The organism is Bradyrhizobium sp. 40 (assembly GCF_023100925.1).
Taxonomy (GTDB): Bacteria; Pseudomonadota; Alphaproteobacteria; order Rhizobiales; family Xanthobacteraceae; genus Bradyrhizobium.
This window is the reverse complement of the sequence record NZ_CP064688.1, coordinates 2,276,870-2,298,293: the sequence shown is the minus strand read 5'-3', so window position 1 is coordinate 2,298,293 and position 21,424 is coordinate 2,276,870. Positions and strand designations below refer to the sequence as shown.

At 62.9% G+C, this 21,424-nt stretch carries 25 protein-coding genes; 15 read left to right on the top strand and 10 right to left on the bottom strand.

The window, feature by feature from the left end; translation table 11 throughout:
* Window positions 1-27: 27 nt before the first annotated feature.
* Window positions 28-345 carry a cytochrome c gene (locus tag IVB40_RS11000; RefSeq protein ID WP_247356472.1) on the top strand — a complete coding sequence of 106 codons (318 nt, stop codon included), beginning with the start codon at window positions 28-30 and terminating at the stop codon, window positions 343-345.
* Between the two features lie 196 nt (window positions 346-541).
* On the opposite strand, the gene IVB40_RS10995 is transcribed toward IVB40_RS11000, so the two are convergent.
* The 3 genes from IVB40_RS10995 to IVB40_RS10985 all read right to left on the bottom strand — a co-directional run bounded on the left by IVB40_RS10995 (window position 542) and on the right by IVB40_RS10985 (window position 1,712).
* Window positions 542-883 (bottom strand): phasin, encoded by a 342-nt coding sequence (locus IVB40_RS10995; RefSeq protein ID WP_027519308.1) that lies wholly within the window; start codon window positions 881-883, stop codon window positions 542-544.
* Between the two features lie 142 nt (window positions 884-1,025).
* The gene (locus tag IVB40_RS10990) at window positions 1,026-1,211 is read right to left on the bottom strand and encodes a hypothetical protein (RefSeq protein WP_027519309.1); all 186 of its coding nucleotides are present in this window, start codon (window positions 1,209-1,211) and stop codon (window positions 1,026-1,028) included.
* A gap of 300 nt (window positions 1,212-1,511) precedes the next feature.
* Entirely contained in the window at window positions 1,512-1,712 is a 201-nt protein-coding gene (locus tag IVB40_RS10985; protein ID WP_247818869.1) for a hypothetical protein, read from the bottom strand.
* 241 nt (window positions 1,713-1,953) lie between these two features.
* Between IVB40_RS10985 and IVB40_RS10980 the strand changes: the two genes are divergently transcribed.
* Window positions 1,954-2,310 carry a hypothetical protein gene (locus IVB40_RS10980; protein WP_007612800.1) on the top strand — a complete coding sequence of 119 codons (357 nt, stop codon included), beginning with the start codon at window positions 1,954-1,956 and terminating at the stop codon, window positions 2,308-2,310.
* A gap of 40 nt (window positions 2,311-2,350) precedes the next feature.
* Here the strand turns inward: IVB40_RS10980 and IVB40_RS10975 are convergent, their stop codons facing one another.
* Together IVB40_RS10975 and IVB40_RS10970 are read right to left on the bottom strand one after the other, a co-directional pair.
* Entirely contained in the window at window positions 2,351-2,926 is a 576-nt protein-coding gene (locus IVB40_RS10975) for a hypothetical protein (RefSeq protein ID WP_247818868.1), read from the bottom strand.
* A 46-nt stretch (window positions 2,927-2,972) separates the two neighbouring features.
* A complete protein-coding gene (locus tag IVB40_RS10970; protein ID WP_027566605.1) occupies window positions 2,973-3,500 on the bottom strand; it encodes a GcrA family cell cycle regulator in 528 nt (175 codons plus the stop codon).
* Between the two features lie 158 nt (window positions 3,501-3,658).
* Here IVB40_RS10970 and IVB40_RS10965 point away from each other — a divergent pair, with 158 nt between their 5' ends.
* Window positions 3,659-4,267, top strand: coding sequence for a S24 family peptidase (locus tag IVB40_RS10965; protein WP_007612810.1), 609 nt, complete (start codon window positions 3,659-3,661; stop codon window positions 4,265-4,267).
* 96 nt (window positions 4,268-4,363) lie between these two features.
* A complete protein-coding gene (locus IVB40_RS10960; RefSeq protein WP_247818867.1) occupies window positions 4,364-4,639 on the top strand; it encodes a hypothetical protein in 276 nt (91 codons plus the stop codon).
* A gap of 39 nt (window positions 4,640-4,678) precedes the next feature.
* On the opposite strand, the gene IVB40_RS10955 is transcribed toward IVB40_RS10960, so the two are convergent.
* A complete protein-coding gene (locus IVB40_RS10955) occupies window positions 4,679-5,653 on the bottom strand; it encodes a quinone oxidoreductase (protein ID WP_247402853.1) in 975 nt (324 codons plus the stop codon).
* Window positions 5,654-5,877: 224 nt separating this feature from the next.
* Here IVB40_RS10955 and IVB40_RS10950 point away from each other — a divergent pair, with 224 nt between their 5' ends.
* From IVB40_RS10950 to IVB40_RS10940, 3 genes are all read left to right on the top strand, one after another.
* A complete protein-coding gene (locus IVB40_RS10950) occupies window positions 5,878-6,078 on the top strand; it encodes a hypothetical protein (RefSeq protein WP_247356466.1) in 201 nt (66 codons plus the stop codon).
* Between the two features lie 147 nt (window positions 6,079-6,225).
* The gene (locus tag IVB40_RS10945) at window positions 6,226-7,173 is read left to right on the top strand and encodes a MoxR family ATPase (RefSeq protein ID WP_007601482.1); all 948 of its coding nucleotides are present in this window, start codon (window positions 6,226-6,228) and stop codon (window positions 7,171-7,173) included.
* A 5-nt stretch (window positions 7,174-7,178) separates the two neighbouring features.
* Window positions 7,179-8,555 (top strand): VWA domain-containing protein, encoded by a 1,377-nt coding sequence (locus IVB40_RS10940; protein WP_247818866.1) that lies wholly within the window; start codon window positions 7,179-7,181, stop codon window positions 8,553-8,555.
* A gap of 18 nt (window positions 8,556-8,573) precedes the next feature.
* Here IVB40_RS10940 and IVB40_RS10935 read toward each other — a convergent pair whose 3' ends face one another.
* Complete coding sequence (locus IVB40_RS10935; protein ID WP_027519316.1) at window positions 8,574-8,756, bottom strand: hypothetical protein; 183 nt, start codon at window positions 8,754-8,756, stop codon at window positions 8,574-8,576.
* Window positions 8,757-9,107: 351 nt separating this feature from the next.
* On the opposite strand from IVB40_RS10935, the gene IVB40_RS10930 reads away from it, so the two are divergent.
* A complete protein-coding gene (locus tag IVB40_RS10930; RefSeq protein WP_247818865.1) occupies window positions 9,108-9,329 on the top strand; it encodes a hypothetical protein in 222 nt (73 codons plus the stop codon).
* Between the two features lie 216 nt (window positions 9,330-9,545).
* Window positions 9,546-10,859, top strand: a complete 1,314-nt coding sequence (locus IVB40_RS10925; protein ID WP_247818864.1) for a dicarboxylate/amino acid:cation symporter — start codon at window positions 9,546-9,548, stop codon at window positions 10,857-10,859.
* A 10-nt stretch (window positions 10,860-10,869) separates the two neighbouring features.
* On the opposite strand, the gene IVB40_RS10920 is transcribed toward IVB40_RS10925, so the two are convergent.
* Window positions 10,870-12,243, bottom strand: a complete 1,374-nt coding sequence (locus tag IVB40_RS10920; RefSeq protein ID WP_247818863.1) for a hypothetical protein — start codon at window positions 12,241-12,243, stop codon at window positions 10,870-10,872.
* A 97-nt stretch (window positions 12,244-12,340) separates the two neighbouring features.
* The gene (locus tag IVB40_RS10915; protein WP_247818862.1) at window positions 12,341-13,600 is read right to left on the bottom strand and encodes an allantoate amidohydrolase; all 1,260 of its coding nucleotides are present in this window, start codon (window positions 13,598-13,600) and stop codon (window positions 12,341-12,343) included.
* 403 nt (window positions 13,601-14,003) lie between these two features.
* Between IVB40_RS10915 and IVB40_RS10910 the strand changes: the two genes are divergently transcribed.
* From IVB40_RS10910 to IVB40_RS10885, 6 genes are read left to right on the top strand one after another with little or no spacing between them, the layout of a single operon-like run.
* Window positions 14,004-15,116, top strand: coding sequence for a BMP family ABC transporter substrate-binding protein (locus IVB40_RS10910; protein ID WP_027566597.1), 1,113 nt, complete (start codon window positions 14,004-14,006; stop codon window positions 15,114-15,116).
* A complete protein-coding gene (locus IVB40_RS10905) occupies window positions 15,113-16,225 on the top strand; it encodes an ABC transporter permease (protein ID WP_247818861.1) in 1,113 nt (370 codons plus the stop codon). Before IVB40_RS10910 ends, IVB40_RS10905 begins: the two co-directional genes overlap by 4 nt.
* Window position 16,226: 1 nt before the next feature.
* A complete protein-coding gene (locus tag IVB40_RS10900; RefSeq protein WP_007612833.1) occupies window positions 16,227-17,153 on the top strand; it encodes an ABC transporter permease in 927 nt (308 codons plus the stop codon).
* 11 nt (window positions 17,154-17,164) lie between these two features.
* Window positions 17,165-17,848 carry an isochorismatase family cysteine hydrolase gene (locus tag IVB40_RS10895; RefSeq protein ID WP_247460969.1) on the top strand — a complete coding sequence of 228 codons (684 nt, stop codon included), beginning with the start codon at window positions 17,165-17,167 and terminating at the stop codon, window positions 17,846-17,848.
* Window positions 17,845-19,377, top strand: a complete 1,533-nt coding sequence (locus IVB40_RS10890) for an ABC transporter ATP-binding protein (RefSeq protein ID WP_247818860.1) — start codon at window positions 17,845-17,847, stop codon at window positions 19,375-19,377. Before IVB40_RS10895 ends, IVB40_RS10890 begins: the two co-directional genes overlap by 4 nt.
* Window positions 19,378-19,390: 13 nt before the next feature.
* Complete coding sequence (locus IVB40_RS10885) at window positions 19,391-19,876, top strand: nucleoside deaminase (protein WP_247818859.1); 486 nt, start codon at window positions 19,391-19,393, stop codon at window positions 19,874-19,876.
* Window positions 19,877-20,008: 132 nt separating this feature from the next.
* On the opposite strand, the gene IVB40_RS10880 is transcribed toward IVB40_RS10885, so the two are convergent.
* Window positions 20,009-21,118, bottom strand: a complete 1,110-nt coding sequence (locus tag IVB40_RS10880) for a hypothetical protein (protein WP_247818858.1) — start codon at window positions 21,116-21,118, stop codon at window positions 20,009-20,011.
* Window positions 21,119-21,424: the final 306 nt, after the last annotated feature.

Below are 21,424 nucleotides of genomic sequence, written 5' to 3'. Positions count from 1 at the left end.
CTAGCCAACAACACACAGGGTTGCCCTATGCACCGGCATTTGAGACGAATCTGTCTGCTGGTTGCAGTGGCCTCGAGCGTGTGCGCGTCGTCCGCTCTCGCCGCCGATGCAGATCACGGCGCCGACCTTGCGAGGCGCTGGTGCGCCAGCTGCCATGTCGTGGCGAACGGCCAGATCCAGGCGAGCGCCGACGTCCCCTCCTTCGCGTCCGTTGCGCGCAGGCCTGACTTCAGTTCGGAAAGGCTCGCCTTTTTCCTGCTAGACCCGCACCCGAAGATGCCGAATTTCCCTTTGAGCCGGATCGAAGCCGGCGATATCGCGGCCTACATCGCATCGCTGCGCTAGCAGAGCCACCGATCGGTCAAGACACCCGCGACAAATGCTTATCCCTGCCTGAGAACCGACAGGGATCAGCAGAAGGGATGATGGGGGCGAATGAGGTCCATTCGACGGCCCAGCATGGACCGGTACCCGCATCGACGTGCGGATAATCACGCCCGCGCAAGTCCAATCTCTGGACGCGCCAGGAACACACCGAGAATCAGGACTTGCCCTTCCCTGGCTGCATGAGACTGCCGGTCATCTGGCGCATGTGGTCTCCGGCATTGGTGAACTGGCTGCGCAGGAAATCCGATTGGATTCGCATCGCCTCCTGAAGGTCGGTCGCATGGACGAGCTTGCGAGCATGCTCGAACGCCGACTTCATGTTCTGCTCGGTGAATGCGAGCGCCTGCTTCGAGACGTCCGTCCCCGCACCCGGAACGGTCGTCATCGATTTGGTGGCGGCTTCGAAAAACATGCCGAATGCTTTTTCCGCCTGGTCAATCGTCTTCTCGGCCAGGTCGCGCAGTTCGGCCGGAACTTCGAGCTTCGGTTCGATCATGGTCGCACTCCTCCCGTTTTCAGAACTGAATACCACACTTGCCGGATCGCCTGCCAGCGTCCAGGCCGGGGAAGGCGTCGCCCGGCGGCCGGCTCTGGCAGGAAAACAAAGGGCAAGGGGTAAGGCCAGCGCGCAGGCCGGCTCAGGACAGGGGGTGTTCGGGAAGGGATTCTTCGGTGGCGAGGTCTTCGACAAGCTTGATGACCTCGAAACGCTGCCGGGGCGCGAGCTTCAGAAAGGCGCGGAGCAGGCGCAGGCTTTCGACAGTACCGCTTGCAGGCGCGCCGAGCTTGAGGTGCAGCTCAGCTGCGAAATTGAGGTTCTTCATCTCGCACCTATAACAAGCATCGGACTTCGTGATCCAACATCGAGGTCCCAACTAAGAACCGAACGCCACAACCGAATGACACAACCGGGATGCCATGGCGACGGCGCGCTTCGTCCGGGGGAAACCCGGTGTGTTCGCACGCCGAGTTGCATGTGCAAGCGGGCACACTTGAGCCGGTTGCAACCATGTCAAGAAACAACCCCTCCGGCAAGCCTAACAGTTGGCCCAGCGATGCTTCGTCTGCATCGCGCCACGGCAATTCCGGATAACAGGAATATGGCCAGCCGTCACCCACCTGCGTCAAGAAGCGTCATCGATCAGGCATGCAGCCTCGATCGCCGTCAATCGACGCCTTGTTTCGTCTTGTTTCAGATGTGAATGGACATTGGTGGACCCGAACCAGTGCTTCTTCAGCGTATGCACGTAATTGTTGAGTCCGGCGTCGGCGGTTGTATCGTCCACGAAATAGATGTCGATCTCGGGCCATGGATCGGCAGCCACAGAGCGGCCTTCTGAACCAAGAGACTGACTATGGCGTTTGGATTCATCTAACCCGCCCCATCGAGCTCCTGGACTTGGACTCGCCTCTTCGCATCAGAATTCATCGGGCCGCATTTGTTTCCGGCGGTGAACCGTTTTTGAGGAGCAAACGACAAAGCGGTGGCGAAACAGTCACGCAGATCACAGGCGCCATGGCCGATGCATTGATCGATTCGGCGCCCCAGAACCAAAGGACGACGGCATGCTTTCTCGCTGCGATCTCATCAAGGGCGCCGCAGTCGCGCTTCTCACCTTCTCGATACAAGGCGCATGGGCGCAGGAGACAAGGATGAACCTGTTCAAGATCGTCACCATCAAGGACGAAATCGTCGTCGGATTGTCGACGGAGGAGCTTCAGGCGCTCGGCGGCAATGATGCCAGCGCCGTTGCACATGCTCTGGCACAGAAGGGCGATCTCACCGTCTGGCAATACAACGTGCATCGCGGTCCGAACGGCGAATTGCAGCAAGCGCCGACCGCCAGAATCGGGCTTTTGGCCAACGCGTCGCTCCGGGTCGAGCCGTATACCACGACCTACCAGATCCTACCGCATCCCTAAGCAGCAGACCGGCGCGACCGAGGTCGCGGGCGCGCCCTTGTCATCTGCGTTGCCCTGCACGCCGTGCCCCCGTTTCCGTCGCAAAGCCGTAGATCAGTGCCAACCGGTCCAGGCATTCACGAAAACGTCGGGAAAAATAGTCGGTCCAGCGTTGCGTACGAACGGCGCGGCGCTGGCCGATCTCGTCCATGGTCAGGCCCAGCACCAACACGTCGTGCACTAGCGCGGCACCGTCGGTGCCGAGTTCGCGCTCGATCCGGTTCAGCCGCAGCACCGCCTGACGTTGGCTCTCGGTAACCGGCTCGCGCGTGCGCGCGCCATCGACATATTCGCGGGTCGGGTCCATCGCCTGAGGGCCACGCTCGGCCCTCTCCCAATCGTTCTGGAAGGCGCGCCCGCCGCGATACTGCGCCTCGTCGATCTGATGGTGCGCGTGCAGCCGGCCGAGCGGATCGCTGCGGATCGACCGCACGGCCATGATCTTCTCGCCGGGGTCGAGCGCCAGCGGATTGTCCACCTCGACTTCCGCGATCTCCGCATTGAACGGTATCTCACGCGAGCGTCGATCGTAGACATCCGCCAGTTTGTAAGACCTGTTGCGTCGGACACGTGTCACTCGGATACTCCTTGCGAAATTGACGATTGAACGGGCGGTCGTCAGGTCAGGCGGCAGAGACCAGCCTCAGCACGACGGGGCCGGCGACGCGAGCGGATCCAGCTCCGGCGCGGCGCGTCAGGCGCGCATGCGGCGTACAATAGCTCGAGCCCGGCTCACGCGGATGGCCGCAGAAGGTGATCTCCTCCCCGTCCTTGTCGCCGCCATAGGGATAGCGACAGTCCTCGCCAGCGAGTTCGACCAACGGGACCAGGCGCGGCTGGACGCCGACGCAGCGCAATTTGACCTGCGCGGCAGGCTTCATCGCAGATTTCGGCGGCAGGCTCAGCACCGTAGGGCGGTGCGGCAGGACAAGACAGCCCCCAGACGGCAACACTGGGACGATCGACGGGCTCGCCGTCCGCACCTGCACGACCAGCCCGAGCCGCTTGGCGCGGCCGACCACCGCGTTGCGCGTGTAAGACGTTCCAAACCTTGCGTTAATCTGTCTTCCGATCTCCGCATAAGACATTCCCTTGAGAAAATAGTCGCGAAGCGCGTCGGAGTGCTCCGACGGCCAATGGCCCGGTTCCATGCTGCTGTCCTGTGATGCGCCTCCTCCGATCGCGAGGCGAAGCGCACATTCCGGTATTCCGAAGTCGGAGTCAAGCGATAATTCTGATATTCATAATTGCATCAATTCCGAATTTCGGATTACAAGAGGCGGAACGATGGACAATCGAGGGAATCACCATGTTGGACGCTGCAATGATCGAACGGGGCCTGGAAAAGACAGGCAAGAGCAAGGGCGGCCTGGCGGCTGCCATGGGCGTACGGCCCGGCGCGGTCTCGGAGATCCTCGGCGGTGAACGCCTGGTGAAGGCTTCGGAAATCATTCCGATCATGGAATATCTCGAGCTCAATCTCGCGCCGATCATGGGCCGCGTCGGCGCCGGTGCCGTGATCGAGCCGGATTATGAGCAGGTTCCACCGGAAGGCCTAGGCGACATCGCGCTGCCCTTTCCGATCATGGAGGAGACCATCGCATTCGAGATCGTAGGCGATTCGATGCTGCCCAAATACGAGAGCGGCGACGTCATCGTGGTCTACAAGGACCAGCGCCATCCCCTGTCGAGCTTCTACGGCGAGGAGGCCGTGGTTCGGCTCAAGACCGGCGAGCGCTATCTAAAGACGATCGAGCGGGGCAAATCCCCCTCCGTCGTCAATCTCAGCAGCTTCAATGCCAAGCAGATCGTCGGCGTGAAACTGGAGTGGGTCGGCGAGATCTGCCTCTCCATGCCCAAGGGGCAGCTGGAGCGGCTGCGCGCCAAGTCGGCGCGCCCTCGCAAGAGGAGCAAGTAGTCTGGAATTTCCGTTTTTACGAAATGCGCCTTGACTTGATTCCGTTTTTCGGAAATACTCTGCCGTGCCCGACATGGGGCACGGCAGGATCGTTTCATGCAGTATTTTGTCGTGATGATCGATTATGGGCGCCGCGGCCGCGAGGCGGTCGTCGACCCTGAAATCACCAGGCGTGAGGTCATTTCCCGCGTTGCCTCAGGTGAATATCGGAACATCTCGTTCATCCACGAGATCGCGGAGAGCTCGGTCGAGGACATTACCGAGGCCATCCTCGCCGAGGCGGCCCTCCCGGAGATCCAGCCCGAAGAAGTCGACTTACAGGCTATCCGCCTCGATCACGCCCACGATCTGCGTAAGCACGAGCCGACGTGACGCAAGGCCAAGCGGCCTGCGCCACAGGCCGGTCGGAGATCACACCGTGAGGACGGTCGATCCCGTGGTCTTGCGCGCGGCGAGATCGGCATGCGCCTTGGCGGCGTCCTTCAGCGGATAGGTCTGGTGCACCTCGATCTTGACCGCGCCGGACTTGACCACGTCGAACAACTCACCTGCCATCGCGACCAGGCTTTCACGCTTGGCGGCGTAGGTGAACAACGTCGGCCGGGTGACGTAGAGCGAGCCCTTCTGCGCTAACAAACCGAGATTGAGCGGCTCGACGGCGCCGGACGACGCACCGAACAGCGCGGCGACGCCGAGCGGCGCGAGGCAGTCGAGCGACTTCAGGAACGTATCCTTGCCGACGGAGTCATAGACCACCGGCACCTTCTTGCCGCCAGTGATCTCATCCACGCGCTTCACGAAATCCTCGCGGCTATAGATGATGACATGGTCGCAGCCATGCGCCTTGGCGAGCTTGGCCTTTTCGTCATTGCTGACGGTGCCGATCACGGTCGCGCCGAGATGCTTGGCCCATTGGGAGAGAATCAGGCCGACACCACCGGCTGCCGCATGGAGCAGGATAGTGTCGCCGGCCTTCACACGATAGGTCTGCCGGATCAGATACTGCGTGGTGAGTCCCTTCAGCATCATCGCCGCCGCAGTCTTGTCGTCGACACCGTCGGGCAACTTCAACAGTCGGTCGGCCGGGATCAGCCGCGCCTCGGAATAGGCGCCGAGCGGCGAGGCGCCGTAGGCGACGCGATCGCCCGGCTTCAGATCGGTGACACCGGGCCCGACCTCCTCGACGACACCAGCGGCCTCGCTGCCAAGCCCGCTCGGCAGTTGCACCGGGTAAAGGCCCGAACGGTTGTAGATGTCGACGAAGTTGAGACCGACGGCGGTATGGCGGATTCGCGCCTCGCCAGGTCCGGGCTTGCCGACACTGACCTCCTCCCAGACCAGCACTTCCGGACCACCAGTCTTGTGAAAGCGAATGGCATGCGTCATGGGCGTTGCTCCCTTATCGTTGAGGTCAAAATCCGAATACCGGATCGAGCTTTCGAAATAGGTATTTGGTCCGCCCGTCACAGTACAGAGACGTAACAAGAATGTCACAGCGAACGACAAACCTCCGCCGTTCCACCTCTGTTCGAAAGAGTTGATGTCCGCCTTGCGCCAGCCGGCAGTAGCCTTCGCGCGGGTTTGGACGTCGTCTGCGAAGGAGAGCCGAGATGCCAGCTTATGTACAGCATCATCAGGATATCGAGATCGCGCCTGTGATTTGCCCTGCTTGCACGGGGTTCCTTCCAATGTATGTGCGCGAGGTCGAACCGCATTGGAGTCTTGCCAAGATCGACTTCGTCTATGAATGCGCCGATTGCGGCGCCGAGGTCAGACAGACGATCCGCAAGCCGGAGTTGCTGCGGCACTGATCGCGCGGCTGGTGGCTGCTAGACTATTTGCGCTGAGCGGAAAAAACGCCCATTCGCGCGGGTCTGGGCTCTCCCAAACGAGGCTTGTTCTTTGCCGTGAACGCAGGCAGAACAAGCCTCAATCAAGACCTTTGGGAGCGCCTTTTCGTGGCTGAACAGAAGCCCTCGACAGCGATCGAGGCAGTGGAGAGCGGCCTCGCCGCGCAAGGCTACATCGCGAGCCGGCAGATCGCGACCGCCGTGTATTTGTCGCAACAGATCGAGAAGCCGATCCTGGTCGAAGGCCCCGCGGGCGTCGGCAAGACCGAGCTTGCCAAGGCGATCGCGGCCTGGCGCGGCCTGAAGATGATCCGCCTGCAATGCTATGAAGGCCTCGACGAGGCCAAGGCGCTCTATGAATGGAAATACGCCAAGCAGCTTCTCTACACGCAGATCCTCAAGGACAAGCTCGGCGAAGTCCTGGGCGGCGCGCAGACTTTGCACGCTGCACTTAATCAGCTCCACGATTTCGGCGACGTGTTCTTCTCCAAGGAGTTCGTCGAGCCGCGGCCGCTGCTGCAAGCGCTGGAGCAGCCGGGCGGCTGCGTGCTCCTGATCGACGAGATCGACAAGTCGGATGCGGAATTCGAATCGCTGCTGCTGGAAATTCTCTCCGACTTCCAGGTCACGATTCCGGAACTCGGCACCGTCTCCGCGATCACGCCGCCAACGGTGATCCTCACCTCGAACAGCGAGCGCGATCTCGGCGACGCCCTGAAACGGCGCTGCCTGCATCTGCACATCGGCTTTCCCGAGCAGCGGCTCGAGGAGCGCATCGTCGAGAGCCGCGTCCCCAACATTTCGCAGACGCTGCGGCGGCAGATGGTCGGCTTCATCCACGAAATCCGCTCGCTCGACCTGAAGAAGCTGCCTTCGGTCAGCGAGACCATCGACTGGGCACGCGTGCTGGTGCTCTTGCAGGCCTCGGAGCTCGACACCGAGATCGTCAAGGACACGCTCAACGTGCTTCTGAAATACGAGGCCGACATCGAGGCGGCTCAGCCTCAGATTACGACCTTCATTGCCAAGGCAGCACGATCCAACGTCTTCGGTTGACGCCGATGCGCGAGAATATTCATCGCTTCTTCCGTGCGGCACGGGGCGCCGGGGTCCATGTCTCGCCGGCCGAAAGCATCGATGCGATGCGTGCGGTCGCGCAGGTCGGCGTTTCCGACCGGACCATTCTGCGCGATGCGCTCCTTCTGACGCTCGCCAAGTCGCAGGACGAAAAGCTTGCGCTTGGTGACTGCTTCGATCTGTTCTTCAGCCAGCCGGAGCCGCGGCAGGAACAGCCTGAAGCCGACAGCAACGATGTTTCGGAGGACGCAGATCAATCTCCGTCATCCGGCGAGGCCAGCGATGCGAGCGGCGGTTCGCCTCCCGCAGAATTGGGCCCCCTCGCGCAGATGCTGCTGTCGCAGGATCGCAACGCGATCACCGCCGCGATCGCCAGCGCCTCAGGTGCGGCCTCCCTGTCCGACATCCGCTACTCCACCCAGCGCGGCATCTTCTCCAGCCGCATCCTCGACGCCATGGGGCTCCAGCGGCTACGCGACGATCTCGACGAGCTGACCGCGACCAATCCGGCACTGGCCGAGCGGCTTCGCGCCGCGCTCGATGGCTTGCGCGACGCCGTTCGCGACACTGTCGCGCAGGGGCTTGCGCTCTATGCCCGCGAGGAGGCTGAAAACCTCCGCAACGAGATTCTGCGCAACGCGCCGCTTGCCCGCATCGAGCGGCGCCATGTCGCGGAAATGCGCGCTCTCATCCGCCAGATCGCGCGGCGCCTGCGCGAGCGCTATTCGAAGCCACGCAAGCGCCAGCGGCGCGGTCATCTCGACGTCCGCCGCACGCTGCGCCGCAACGCCGCCTGGGGCGGCATCCCCTTTCTCACGGCCTGGAAGCGCAAGCATCGCGACCGGCCGAAGATCGTGGCGCTCTGCGACGTCTCGGGCTCGGTCGCGCAGGTCTCGGATTTCTTCCTGCTCCTGATCCACTCGCTGCACGAGGTGGTCGACGACGTCCATTCCTTCGCCTTCTCCTCGCATCTGATCGAAGTCAGCGACGTCCTGGAATCGAAACCGCCGGAAGAGGCGATGGCCGAGATCATGTCCAAGGTCGGCTTCGGCTCCTCCGACTACGGCTCTTCGCTGGCCGATTTCGACAAGGAGTTTATGAGCACGCTGACGCCGCAGACCACGGTGATCGTGCTGGGCGATGCCCGCAGCAACAATCTCGATCCGCGCGCCGACATCCTGCGCCGCATCTCTGAGCGCTCGAAGCGACTGGTGTGGCTCAATCCCGAAGGACGTCTCGCCTGGGGCTTTGGCGATTCCGAGATGCCGCGTTATGCGACCTTCTGCAGCGTGGTGCGCCAGTGCGCCACCGCGCAGCAGCTCGAGCGCGCGGTGGCCGATATTGTGGCGACTTATCAGTAGGCCTTACCCAAGCGGACGTCAGTTTCGCATCAGCTCCGTCTGAGCCACATTGCACTCCCGGAAATGATAGGCGATCTCGTCAAGCGCGCGCTGCTCCCATTCTTGAGCTTGCGCAAGCCAGAAAACCCGGCGCTGGAAATCAAGCGCGGCGCGCTCCCGGCACAGGGATTCCTGACTACGAATTTCGACCAGTCTGTTCATGCACTCCACTCCTGCCGTGTGAAGCCATTCCCCGTGAATCAGCGTAACAGAATCCCGAACCCTTCGTCTCATGATTTCTGTGCGTATTGCGACGCAGAATGGGACAGCAGCGCTTCCCGTGCAGTGCGGTAGTTTGCCGACCAACATGATGCCCACATCATCAATATGTGATCGAGGCTCCGGACGGTCCTCGTGATCGAGCGGTCTTAACGCTTGTGGCGCAATGGCGTGCAGCAATTTGTGAAGAGGAGTTCTAAACATCTCACCGAATTCCCGACTCATTGTCGTCGCACGGTCTTCATGCAACGCCGCTAACAGAGGCGCACGAACGGCACTACGGCTTGAGGCAACATGAGCAACGACATCGACTTCGATCTTTCGCCGGACCAATGGGAGGTTCTGAAAGCGCTGCGCAACCCGGTGTCGAACGGTCGCCTTTCCAAGGCCTATCTCATCGAGAGCCTCGTTAAGCTCGGTCTTGTCGTCGTCTGCTACGGTGTGCCGGTCATGACGCCGAATGGACGCAAGGTGCTGGTACGCGGATCGTGTCGGCTGCTGGATCTGGCGGCGTGACACGGCCACCCGCGTGCGGAACATGACGGTACGACCGCAAAATCGCCTGTCCATGTGACCGATGGCAGCTCGAACGGTGGCCCGGTGCCGATGCGGATGCCCAGTCGCACCGCAAAAGCGACCAAATAGACCTCCTCCTCAGCGGAAACCGCGACAATCTGGCGCGCTAGTTGCTCCTTTCGACGATCGAGACGTCGTCAAAACGGGGGAGTCACCATGTCGACCATTGCCGCGGCCCCGGCTGCCGAGCCAAAGCCGCTCTATACATCGCTATTCGTCCAGGTCCTGGCCGCGCTGATCCTCGGCATCATTCTCGGCGTGGCCGCGCCGGATTTTGCCATCTCGCTCAAGATTCTGAGCGACCTGAAGCTGATTTCGATGATCGTGGCGCCGATCGTGTTCTGCGTCGTCGTGCACGGCATTGCCGGTGCGGGCGACCTCAAGAAGGTCGGACGCGTCGGCGTCAAGGCGCTGGTCTATTTCGAGGTGATGACCACAGTCGCGCTCGTGGTCGGTCTCATCCTGGCCTACACTTTCGGCCCCGGCCACGGCATGAACATCGACCCTTCGACGCTGGACGCCAAGGCCCTCAATACCTATGCCGACAACGCCCACAAGCTTCAGGGCGGCGGCATCGGCTCCTTCCTCCTCAACGTGATCCCGAGCACCTCGTTCGACGCGTTGTCGCGCAACGACGTGCTCCAGGTGCTGTTCTTCGCCGTGCTGTTCGGCGTAGGCCTCGCACTGGTCGGCGGTGAGAAAGGCAAGCTCGTCACGTCGATGATCGATGCCGCCTCAACCGTGCTGTTCCGCGTCATGGGGCTTATCGTCCGCGTCGCTCCACTTGGCGTGCTCGGCGCAGTCGCCTACACCGTCGGCAAATACGGCGTCGGCTCGCTCAAGCAGCTCGTCTCACTGGTGGCGCTGTTCTACGTCTCGGTCGGCATCTTCGTGCTGGGCGTGCTCGGCGGCGTCATGGCGCTCGCCGGCATCAACATCCTCAAATTCCTCGCCTACTTGCGCGAGGAGTTGACCATCGTGCTCGCGACCGCCTCGTCGGACGCCGTGCTGCCGCAGATCATGAAGAAGCTGGAGCGGATGGGCGTAAAGGATTCCGTGGTCGGCCTGGTGATCCCGACCGGATATTCCTTTAATCTCGACGCGTTCTCGATCTACCTGACGCTTGCGGTCGTATTCATCGCGCAGGCGACCAACACGCCGCTGTCCTTCGGCGATCTCCTGCTGGTGCTCGGCGTCTCCCTGATCACCTCGAAGGGTGCGCATGGCGTACCGGGCTCCGCGATCGTGATTCTGGCGGCGACGCTGAACGCGGTGCCGAGCATCCCTGCGATCGGCCTCGTGCTGGTCTTGTCGGTCGACTGGTTCATCGGCATGGCTCGCGCGGTCGGCAACCTCACCGGCAACTGCGTTGCCACCGTGGTGGTGGCCGCCTGGGAAGGCGACCTCGACCGCGCCAAGGCGGCGAAGGTCCTCGACGGCGGCGAGCTCGTGGACGTAACGGCGGGGTAACGACCGCCGTTCAGTCATTCCACTGGAGGAGCGGCGTTCCATGCGCCCTCCTCCAGACGGAGAGGAAACGCGGAAACCAGGAGTGGGCTACGGCGCCCTTGTAGGCCCAGGTGTGATATTTCAGGCCCTGCTCCGAGATCAGCTCCTGATAGCCGCCGTGGACTTCGATCGCGGTGCGAATGTCCTTCAGAATTCCCCGGGCGCAGGAACGGTAAGTATTGCTCCCCGAGAATTCGTCGTAGTCCAGCATGCGATCCGCGAACTCGACGTTGAACGTCGGCCAGGAGGACCGTCCCTGGTAGGCGGGAGCCGCGATCTTGTGGATCATCTTGTTACGCGGATTATCCGCGGACACCAGGAAGTGGAATGTGCCGGGGATGCGAAAGCGCGGCTCCGCAATGATCAGACCCGCCGTGGCCGCGAACAGTGCGCGCTCGCTTTCCTCGCTCATATCCCAGAAGCCGCGATGCACACCGACGAAATCCAGCGCGACCGAGGACACTGGCGAGCCCGTGGCGCCATCAAGAGAATGCCTGATATAGCCGCCCTTGCCGAACAGGTGGAGCAGGTCCCTCTTGTACTGCGCCAGGTCGCGTCCGAGCCGCCGCTTCAGCTCGTTCTCGTCTACGATTCCGAGCTGCACGCCCCACAAGAACGTCGTGTAGACGCAGGCATTGGTGACGAAACGCCTGCGCTCGGCGCGCGTGTCGGTTGCTGCGGAGCGCGGAGCACTGGCGTCGCACAGCAAATAGGTGGAGCCATCATCATTGAACGGTTCGAGCTCGCTTGCGAGCTGGAGGATCGCCCGCTTCAGATCACCGCAATATTCGGCCAGCAGCAGGCGGCCGGCATGCGCGCATTGCGACATCGCCAGATAGGATGACCCTCTCTCCTCGGCAGAGATCATCTGCCGCAGGCCGGCCAGAATGCCGAGCAGCGTATCCGAGGGACGCGAGAAATAGTTCACGCCAAGATACCTGGCGCGCCCAGCCGGGACGATGGTCGTCGTGACGACGTTGGCGCGAACCGCTTCCAGCAGCAGGCGGACGCTCTTGTCGAGCAGACGAGCCCGCCGCACCGCATCCTGCGAATCCATGATGGTGTCGGGGTCGAGGACGTCGGGATAGAACCAGGCAAAGTCGCGCGGATAATACGCAGAGGCGTGCGGCGCGCCCGTGACGAGAAAGGACTCAGTCACCGCAAAGGCGCTGTCCATCGAGTGCCGGTAAAGGTCTTCGATGGCCGTGAACGGATGATGTGACTGCCTCAGGAATCGATCACCGAGAAAGTTCACGGCTTGGAGCGCGTTGGCGACGAAGGTCGCCGCCACACCCTGGTAAAATCGGTTTTCGCGATGGGATGGAAAAGAGATGCCGCTGTTCATAGGCGCCGTCGAATGGTGTCTCGTGGTTCGGCGGGAGGCCGTCGCGGCTCTAGACCTGTATGATTCGTGTCTCCATCCCGTGACTTGCCGGTTCAGTTTACCCTTTCCGCGGCATAAAATCCTCGATCAGCCGCAGCAGCACCCGGGCGCCGGCATCGGCGTCGGCTAGCTCGACATGCTCGTCCGGGTGATGGCTGATGCCGCCGCGGCAGCGGACGAAGATCATGCCGACATCGGCAATATCGATCATGGCCATGCCGTCATGCCCGGCCCCGCTCGGCAGCTCGAACACGGAAAAACCTTCCGCCTTGATTGCCTGCGCGATCTGGTCCTTCAGCCAGGGCGCGCACGGCGCGGTGCGGTTCTCGTGGGTGACGTCGAGCTGAAGCGACAGTTGACGGCGCTTTGCGATGGCTTCGATCTGCCTGACGACATCGGGGACCGCGCGCTTGCGGTGCATGTCCGTCGGTGCCCGCATGTCGATGGTGAACGACACCTCGCCCGGAATGACGTTGGTCGCGCCGGGCCTCGCCTGGATGTAGCCGACGGTGCCGACCAGTCCGTCCTCGTCGGTGCGGCAAAACTGTTCGATCGCGCCGATACATTCGGCCGCGCCCGCCAACGCATCGCGCCTGAGTGCCATCGGCACCGTGCCTGCGTGCCCCGCCATGCCGGTCAGCCGCGCGGCAAGCCGTGTCGCGCCCGCAATCGCGGTGACCACGCCGACGGGCAGGTTTTGTGCTTCCAGCACCGGCCCTTGCTCGATGTGCAGCTCGAGATAGGCAAGCAGCTCGCGCCGGGCTCGCGCGGCCGCGCCAATATGATCGGGGTCGAGCCCGAACTGCACCAGCGCGTCGCGCATGGACACGCCATCGCGGTCGCGTGTGTTGAGGGCGCTCTCGTCAAAGGTGCCGGCGACCGCGCGGCTGCCGAGCAAGGTCGAAGCAAAGCGCACCCCTTCCTCATCAGCAAAACCGACGATTTCGATCGCGAACGGGAGGCGCTTGCCGCGGCGGTTGAGATCGGCGACGCAGGCGATCGCCGTGATCACGCCCAACGGCCCGTCCCATTTGCCGGCATCGCGCACGGTGTCGTAGTGCGAGCCGAGCATCAGGCAGGGCGCGCCCGGCCGCTCGCCTTCATAGCGCCCGCAGACATTGCCGATCGCGTCGAGACGCGCACTCATGCCGGCGTCGCGCATCCAGCTCAGGATGAGGTCCGCCGCCTTGCGCAGCTCGCTGGTCAGATAGATGCGGGTGAGCTTGTCGCCTTCTTCCGAGATCGCCGCGAGCTCATTGATCCCTCGCACGATCTCTTCGCCGAGCGAACCAGTGTGAACGGCGTTACCAGCAGCCATCTCGGCGAGCTTTCCATCTCTTGGGACCGCGGCGACGTCGGTCTTGGCGCAATCGATTCAAGTTCGGTGCCAGCGAAATCACGCGGCCGACACCGTTCCAATCAGCGCGTGGTTAGCATGAATGCGGTCGCCGGCAGACCACCCGGCCCTCGTCATGCACATGTCCAGGCCGGTTAAGATTGCTTAACTCCATTGCATACAATTATAAAATATTGCCTATAATTTCATCTGCTGCTTTCCTGATCAAGCTCGAATTGCCGAAAATACCTAATTAATTTCAACGGCTTAATCAAAGATTCTCTCTCGGCAACCTCTGGCACGAAGCTTGCGACAATTGATCCCGGGCTCCGCCAGACCGGCGCAGCGCGAGATGAGGCGGTTCATCCGCCAAGGGGAGCAAGCAATGGAATTTGGCAGGATCTCACGACGTCATTTGTTGCAGGGCAGTGCGGCCCTCACGCTCGGCGCGGCGGCCGGCGCCCGCCCGTCCTTTGCGGCCGAGACGACGATCGGTTTCATCTATGTCGGCTCGCGCGACGACTACGGCTACAATCAGGCGCATGCGCAGGGCGCGGCGGCGCTGAAGAAGATTCCCGGCCTCAAGGTCGTGGAAGAAGAGAAGGTGCCGGAGACCGACGCGGTCGAGAAGACGATCGAGTCGATGATCAATCTCGACGGTGCCACCCTGCTCTTCCCGACCTCGTTCGGTTACTACAATCCGCACATGGTCAAGATGGCCAACAAATTCCCGAAGCTTCACTTCGAGCACTGCGGCGGCCTGTGGAGCGACAAGGACCCAAAGAACGCCGGCAGCTATTTCGGCTATATCGATGAAGCCCAGTATATCTCGGGCATCGTCGCCGGCTACAGCTCCAAGAGCGGCAAACTCGGCTTCGTCGCCGCGAAACCGATCCCGCAGGTGCTGCGCAACATCAACGCATTCGCGCTCGGCGCGCGGCTCGCCAATCCCAAGGCCACCACGCAGGTCATCTTCACCGGTGACTGGTCGATGCCGGTCAAGGAAGCCGAGGCCACCAACAGTCTGATCGACCAGGGCGTCGACGTGCTGACCTGCCATGTCGACGGTCCGAAGACCATGGTCGAGAACGCCGCGCGCCGGGGCGCCATGGTGTGCGGCTATCACGTCAACCAGTCGCCACTCGCGCCAAAGGCGTATCTCACGGGAGCCGAGTGGAACTGGGAAGCGTTGTACCCCAAGTTCGTCAAGATGATCGCCGCCGGCGAGAGCATCCCGAACTTCTATCGCGGCGGCCTCAAGGAGGAAATCGTCAAGACCTCGCCCTATGGCGAAGCGGTCTCCGCCGAGGCGCGCAAGCACGCCGACGACGTCAAGGCCAAGTTCTTGTCCGGTGACGGCTACGCCATTTTCAAGGGAGGCCTGGTCGACAACAAGGGCAAGACGGTGATCGCAGCCGGCACCGATCGCGGCCAGAAGGATCCCGAGCTCGAGAAGATGGACTATCTTGTGGAGGGCGTGGTCGGGGCAACTTCGTGACGACGGAAGCTGCGGATCTCGTTGAAGCGGTCGGGACAGTGGCCCCGGCCGCCGATCCGGGATTCCTCCAACGTCACGGCGGAGCGATCGAATATGTCCTGATCCCGGGCGCGGCGCTGGCCGGCGCGCTCGGGGTCTTCGGCATCTTCGTCGCGATGTTCGGCAAGAGCCCGCTCGACCTCTATTTCTACATGTACTACGGCGCGTTCGGCACCTGGTTCTCATGGCAGAACACGCTGACGCGCGCGGCACCGCTGATCCTTACCGCACTCTGCACGGCGCTGCCCGCGCAGCTCGGCATGGTCATCATCGGCGGCGAAGGCGCACTCCTGATCGGCGCACTGTCGGCAACCAGCGCGGCGCTGGTGCTTCAGGGCATGCCGCCGCTCGTCGTGCAGATCGCCATGGTCATCGCCGGCGTGATCGGCGGCGGCCTCTGGGTCATGCTCTCGGGCGCGCTGCGGCAATATCGCGGCGTCAACGAGACGATCTCGAGCCTGCTGCTCGTCTATATCGCGCTCGCGGTCCTCAACCATCTCGTCGAAGGCGTGATGCGCGACCCCGCGAGCCTCAACAAGCCGTCGACCCGCGAGATCGGCGCGGCCAACATGATCGGATCGATTCCCGGCACCGACGTGCATTGGGGTCTCGTGTTCGGCCTGATCACCGCGATCGCCGCCTATATCCTGATCTATCACACTGTGTTCGGCTTTGCCGCGCGCGTTGCCGGCGGCAACATCCGCGCTGCGAAGATCGTCGGTCTCAATGTCAGCAAGCTGATCCTGACCGTCTGCTTCCTCGCCGGCGGCGCCGCGGGCCTTGCTGGCATGGTCGAGGTCGCCGCCGTGCAGGGGCGCACCAACGCCAACCTCGCCGCGGGCTACGGCTTCACAGGGATTCTCGTCGCCTTCCTGGCGCGGCAAAATCCGCTCGCCATTATCCCCGTCGCGATTCTGCTCGGTGGTATCAGCGCCAGCGGCGGGCTGTTGCAGCGCCGCCTCGGATTGCCGGATGCATCCGTGCTGGTGCTGCAAGGCATCATCTTCGTCTTCGTCCTGGCCAGCGATGCGCTCTACGGCCGCATCGGGTTTCTGAAGGGAAAGTCCTGAGATGGCAGACGGCTCGATCGGACTCTGGACCGTCCCGCTCGCCGTGCTCGGCGGCGCCATTCGCGTCTCGACCCCGTTCCTGTTCGTGAGCCTGGGCGAATGCATCACCGAGCGCTCAGGCCGCATCAATCTCGGCCTCGAAGGCACGCTGGTGATGGGCGCGATGAGCGCATACGGCATTTCCTATCTCACGGGATCGCCGTGGCTGGGCGTGCTCGCCGCTGGCATCACCGGTGCGCTTCTGGGCGCGCTGCATGCCGGCATCTGCTCGTTGCCGCGCGTCAACGACGTCGCGGTCGGCATCGCGCTGATGTTGTTCGGCACCGGACTAGCTTTCTACCTCGGCAAACCGTTGATCGAGCCGACGGCACCTCGACTGCCCGCAATCGATTTCGGCTGGTGGAGCGATATTCCGCAGGTGCGCGCGGCCCTACGGGTCAACGTGCTGTTCCTGATCGGCGTCGCGCTCGCCCCAATTCTCTACTGGGCCTTCCGGACTACGCGCTGGGGCCTCCTGATCCGCACCGCCGGCGAGAGTTCGGACGCCGCGCGTGCGATGGGCCACTCCGTGCTGCTGATCCGCCTGCGCGCAACCATGGTCGGCGGCTTCCTTGCCGGAATCGGCGGTTCCTTCCTGTCGCTGTTCTATCCCGGAAGCTGGAACGAGGGCCTGTCCTCGGGCCAGGGCATTACGGCGGTTGCACTCGTGATCTTCGCGCGCTGGGATCCCTTGCTCTGTCTGTGGGCCTCGCTCGCCTTTGGCGGTGCTGCAGCACTGGGCCCGGCGCTGCAATCGGTCGGCGTCACCTCCGGCTACCACCTCTTCAACGCCGCCCCCTACATCCTGACGCTGGCGATCATGATCATCACCTGCTCGCCGAAACGCACGCTGACCGGAGCCCCGGCCGAATTGTCGATCACCCGCTAGAGAGCCAAATTATGCCCGAGCGCACCATCAAGTCCGAGCCCTATGCCTGGCCCTATAGCGGCGATCTCCGTTCCGAGAATACCGCGCTCATCATCATCGACATGCAGACCGATTTCTGCGGCGTCGGCGGCTATGTCGACAAGATGGGCTACGACCTCTCACTGACGCGGGCGCCAATCGAGCCGATCAAGAGACTGCTGACGGCCATGCGGGGCCAAGGCTTTCACATCATCCACACCCGCGAAGGCCACCGTCCCGATCTGTCGGATTTGCCTGCCAACAAGCGCTGGCGGTCCCGGCAGATCGGCGCCGGCATCGGCGATCCGGGCCCCTGCGGCCGCATCCTGGTGCGCGGAGAGGCCGGGTGGGACATCATCCCGGAGCTCGCGCCGCTGCCCGGCGAACCCATCATCGACAAGCCCGGCAAGGGCTCGTTCTGCGCCACCGATCTGGAGCTGATCCTGCGCGTGCGCGGCATCGAGAACATCGTGCTCACTGGGATCACTACCGACGTCTGCGTTCACACCACCATGCGCGAGGCCAACGACCGCGGCTTCGAATGCGTGCTGCTGCACGATTGCTGCGGCGCGACCGACAAGAGCAACCATGACCACGCGCTGAAGATGATCAAGATGCAGGGCGGCGTGTTCGGCGCGGTCTCGACGTCCGACGCTTTCATCGGAGCGATTTCGTGATTGTCGGCGAAACGCCGCCGCCATCGGGCGCCTTCGGCGTCGATGCCATCGCCATGACCATGCGCTTCGGTGATTTCCTAGCGCTGGACAATGTCGCGCTGAAAGTGCGGCCGGGTTCGTTCCATGCGCTGCTCGGCGAGAACGGCGCCGGCAAGTCGACCCTGGTCAAATGCATCATGGGCTACTATCACGCCACCGAGGGCGACATTCTGGTCGGCGGGCGCGAGCACGCGATCGGCAATCCTAAGGACGCCCACGCCCTCGGCCTCGGCATGGTCTACCAGCATTTCACGCTGGTGCCGGCGATGACGGTTTCCGAAAATCTGGTGCTGGCGCGCGATGACGTGCCGGCTGTCGTGAACTGGCCGAAAGAGATGAAGGAGCTCGAGGCCTTTCTTGCGCGCATGCCATTCAAGGTCCCGCTCAGCTCAAAAGTCGCAGACATCTCCGCGGGCGAGCGGCAGAAATGCGAGATCCTCAAGCAGCTCTACCTGAAGCGCCGCTTCCTGATCCTGGACGAGCCGACTTCGGTGCTGACCCCGGCGGAAGCCGACGAGGTGCTCGGCATGCTCCGCGACATGGTCCTCAAGGGCGAGCTGACCATCCTGATGATCACGCACAAGTTCCGCGAGGTCATGGCCTTCGCCGACGACGTCACGATCCTGCGCCGCGGCACGCTCGCCGGTGCCGGCAAGGTGTCCGAACTGACGCCGGACGCGATGGCGCGCACCATGATCGGCGCCGAGGAGCTGACGGTGCAGCCGCCCCGCACCGGAGAGGCCGGCAAGGCGAGGCTGGAGCTGGCGAAGATGCGCGCGCGCGACGACGCCGGCGCCATCGCCGTTCATGATGTCTCCCTCACGGTCCGCGCCGGCGAGATCGTCGGCATCGCCGGCGTCTCCGGCAACGGCCAACGCCAGCTCGTCGAGGTGCTGGCCGGCCAGCGCGAAGCCGAGAGTGGCGAGATCCGTGTCGCCGGCGATGCCTATCACGCCAGCCGCGAGGAGATGCGGCGGCACAAGATGTCACTCCTGCCGGAGGAGCCGTTGAAGAACGCATGTGTCGGCGGCATGAGCGTCGCCGACAACATCGCCTTTCGCGAGTTCGACCGCGCGCCTTTCGCTAGCTTCGGCTGGTGGCTCAACCGCGGTGCCTTCCGCGTCGACGCCAGGAAGAAGATCGCCCAGTACAAGATCAAGACCCGCACGCCCGACACGCCGATCTCGGCGCTGTCGGGCGGCAACGTCCAGCGCGCCGTGCTGGCCCGCGAACTCGGCGGCGCCGTCGAGGTGCTGATCGCAGCCAATCCCTGTTTCGGGCTCGATTTCGCAGCGGTGGCGCAAATCCATGCCGAGATCATGGCCGCGCGCAACCGCGGCGCCGCGGTGCTGCTGGTCAGCGAGGACCTCGACGAACTCCTTGAACTCTCCGATCGGCTGGTGGTGATGTTCCACGGCGAATTCGTGTATGAAGCACGGACCAGCGAAGCCGATCTCACCGTTGTCGGTCGGCATATGGCGGGGCATTGACCAGGGGAGAGCGATGAGCGGCGGGTCCGAGCGCGACGAGCACTTCCTCCGCCTTTCCTTTGCGGTCGCCAGCCGTTCCCTCACCCACGGCAACCATCCTTTCGGCTGCATCGTCGTCGATGCTGAAGGCAAAGTGCTGATCGAGGCAGAGAACGGTTACATGCCGGATCACGACGGCACCGCGCATGCCGAGCGCCTCGCCGCGACACTGGTCTGCCGGACGCTCGGCCGCGACGTGTTGGCGAGAGCCACCCTCTATTCCTCCGCCGAGCCCTGCGCGATGTGCGCCGGCGCGATCTACTGGGCCGGCATCCGCCGTGTCGTCTATGGGCTCAGCGAGCACCGCCTGCGCGGCATCACCGGCGATCATCCGGAGAACCCGACCCTCGACCTGCCCTGCCGCGAAGTCTTTGCCAGCGGCCAGCGGCCGACAGAGGTTGTGGGGCCGTTGCTCGAAGACGAGGCCGAAGCGCTGCACGATGGCGTGTGGACGAAGTAGACGGCGCCGAGCGGGCCTTGTCCCGCGCTCATTGAAGGGCTGCCTGACGGTACCCAGCCCGTCCCCCAAACGAAGATGACGCCGCGGAGGTTTGACGCGGCGTCATCGTCATTCACCTGAAGAGTCAGGTGGTTAGAACTTCACAGTGATACCGGAGTAGAGCGAGGACTCGGTGCAGGATCCGGTGCTCACCTTCGTACCACCGACGAAGGTGGTGCAAGCAAAGGCATTGTTGTGATCGAGGCCGAACTTGTTCTGCCAGTAGCGATAGGCGACCCAGACGTCGACGAAGTGCGAGTACTTGTCGCCCCAAATCGCCTTCGAGGCATCGAGGGTCAGGCGGATCGGCTCGGAATTGAACTCGACCTTGGTCGGATAGACGTTGTTGGCGACGCTGGCGGGAAGCGGCTCGGTGTCGGTGCCCTTCTTGCCGTACCACGCCGCGCGGCCGCTGATCGAGAAATACTGCATGTTCTGCGGCAGAAAGCCGAGGTCCATATAGTAGTTGGTTTCGATCGCCCAGGTCGGCTTGAACGACGTGTTGCCGTCGGCAATACACGGAGCGGACCAACCGGCGCCGCACTGCGAGAAGGAGTTGTGGTTGGCGAACTCCCAATACACCAGCGGCGCGACGTTGAAGTAGCCCTTATAGGGAAGATCGAAGGCGAACTGCAGACCCGCGACAACGTCGCGCTTGGCGGCGCCGAAATACCGGTTCTCCGTGTTGGCATCCATACCAACCTCGAACGAGATGTTGTGCAGGGGGCCTTGCGTGAAGGCCTTGGTGTTGAAGATCTCGTTCCAGCCGAAGGTTGAGCGGAAAAGGCCGTAGATTTCTGTCGCGCCGGCACAGCTCGTCGGCGTCGCAGCGAACCCCGCTGCCGGCGAAACGACCACGCCTGTGGCGGTGCAGGGGCCTGCCGGATCGTTGTGGTCTGACTTGAACATCGAGATGGTGAAGAAGTTGGTGCCGTAGGTCCAGGCATCGAAGTGGGTGAAGGAGTAGACCTGCTTCGTCGTCTTGGCGTTGATCACACCGTTGGTGTTGGTGAACGCACCGGGCTGCGAGGCATTGAAGATGTAGGAGAAGGTGACGCGGTCGTCGATCACCAGGAAGAACGGAAGGTCGGCCGCCTTCTTGGCAGCCTTGACCGGCAAGTCGGCTGCCCGAGCCATGCCACCGGTAGCGAGCGTAGCAAGTGACAGCGCCGCCGCCGCAACTGCCTTCATACGAAACGACATCCGAATACCCCCAAGTTTGGACACGTAAAAATGAACGTCCCTTGGGTGCGACACTTGCGCCGATCTCCCGGAGTGAGAAGCCTCAACTTGTTTCAAGGCATGCCGCTTGTTTGCACAGGGTGCTGCGTTTCACTGGCGGATTTGGAAGGCCAAGCTCACCGCCACAGGGTCAGGCGAGAGCGGCCATTGCCGGATATTCCCGTTTGATTTCGCTCGCCTTTTCATGTCTCGCGGACGAGGCAGACAAGATGGGCGGGAGCTACTGTTGCGGTGTTCGCAAATGCATACGCGTGATGGCGCGTCTCT

What these genes read in the sequence shown, in the direction of transcription:
- IVB40_RS11000 (WP_247356472.1), top strand. Translation starts at nt 28, where the DNA reads ATGCACCGGCATTTGAGACGAATCTGTCTGCTGGTTGCAGTGGCCTCG.
- IVB40_RS10995 (WP_027519308.1), bottom strand. Translation starts at nt 883, where the DNA reads ATGATCGAACCGAAGCTCGAAGTTCCGGCCGAACTGCGCGACCTGGCC.
- IVB40_RS10990 (WP_027519309.1), bottom strand. Translation starts at nt 1,211, where the DNA reads ATGAAGAACCTCAATTTCGCAGCTGAGCTGCACCTCAAGCTCGGCGCG.
- IVB40_RS10980 (WP_007612800.1), top strand. Translation starts at nt 1,954, where the DNA reads ATGCTTTCTCGCTGCGATCTCATCAAGGGCGCCGCAGTCGCGCTTCTC.
- IVB40_RS10970 (WP_027566605.1), bottom strand. Translation starts at nt 3,500, where the DNA reads ATGGAACCGGGCCATTGGCCGTCGGAGCACTCCGACGCGCTTCGCGAC.
- IVB40_RS10965 (WP_007612810.1), top strand. Translation starts at nt 3,659, where the DNA reads ATGTTGGACGCTGCAATGATCGAACGGGGCCTGGAAAAGACAGGCAAG.
- IVB40_RS10960 (WP_247818867.1), top strand. Translation starts at nt 4,364, where the DNA reads ATGCAGTATTTTGTCGTGATGATCGATTATGGGCGCCGCGGCCGCGAG.
- IVB40_RS10955 (WP_247402853.1), bottom strand. Translation starts at nt 5,653, where the DNA reads ATGACGCATGCCATTCGCTTTCACAAGACTGGTGGTCCGGAAGTGCTG.
- IVB40_RS10950 (WP_247356466.1), top strand. Translation starts at nt 5,878, where the DNA reads ATGCCAGCTTATGTACAGCATCATCAGGATATCGAGATCGCGCCTGTG.
- IVB40_RS10940 (WP_247818866.1), top strand. Translation starts at nt 7,179, where the DNA reads ATGCGCGAGAATATTCATCGCTTCTTCCGTGCGGCACGGGGCGCCGGG.
- IVB40_RS10935 (WP_027519316.1), bottom strand. Translation starts at nt 8,756, where the DNA reads ATGAACAGACTGGTCGAAATTCGTAGTCAGGAATCCCTGTGCCGGGAG.
- IVB40_RS10930 (WP_247818865.1), top strand. Translation starts at nt 9,108, where the DNA reads ATGAGCAACGACATCGACTTCGATCTTTCGCCGGACCAATGGGAGGTT.
- IVB40_RS10925 (WP_247818864.1), top strand. Translation starts at nt 9,546, where the DNA reads ATGTCGACCATTGCCGCGGCCCCGGCTGCCGAGCCAAAGCCGCTCTAT.
- IVB40_RS10920 (WP_247818863.1), bottom strand. Translation starts at nt 12,243, where the DNA reads ATGAACAGCGGCATCTCTTTTCCATCCCATCGCGAAAACCGATTTTAC.
- IVB40_RS10915 (WP_247818862.1), bottom strand. Translation starts at nt 13,600, where the DNA reads ATGGCTGCTGGTAACGCCGTTCACACTGGTTCGCTCGGCGAAGAGATC.
- IVB40_RS10910 (WP_027566597.1), top strand. Translation starts at nt 14,004, where the DNA reads ATGGAATTTGGCAGGATCTCACGACGTCATTTGTTGCAGGGCAGTGCG.
- IVB40_RS10900 (WP_007612833.1), top strand. Translation starts at nt 16,227, where the DNA reads ATGGCAGACGGCTCGATCGGACTCTGGACCGTCCCGCTCGCCGTGCTC.
- IVB40_RS10895 (WP_247460969.1), top strand. Translation starts at nt 17,165, where the DNA reads ATGCCCGAGCGCACCATCAAGTCCGAGCCCTATGCCTGGCCCTATAGC.
- IVB40_RS10885 (WP_247818859.1), top strand. Translation starts at nt 19,391, where the DNA reads ATGAGCGGCGGGTCCGAGCGCGACGAGCACTTCCTCCGCCTTTCCTTT.
- IVB40_RS10880 (WP_247818858.1), bottom strand. Translation starts at nt 21,118, where the DNA reads ATGTCGTTTCGTATGAAGGCAGTTGCGGCGGCGGCGCTGTCACTTGCT.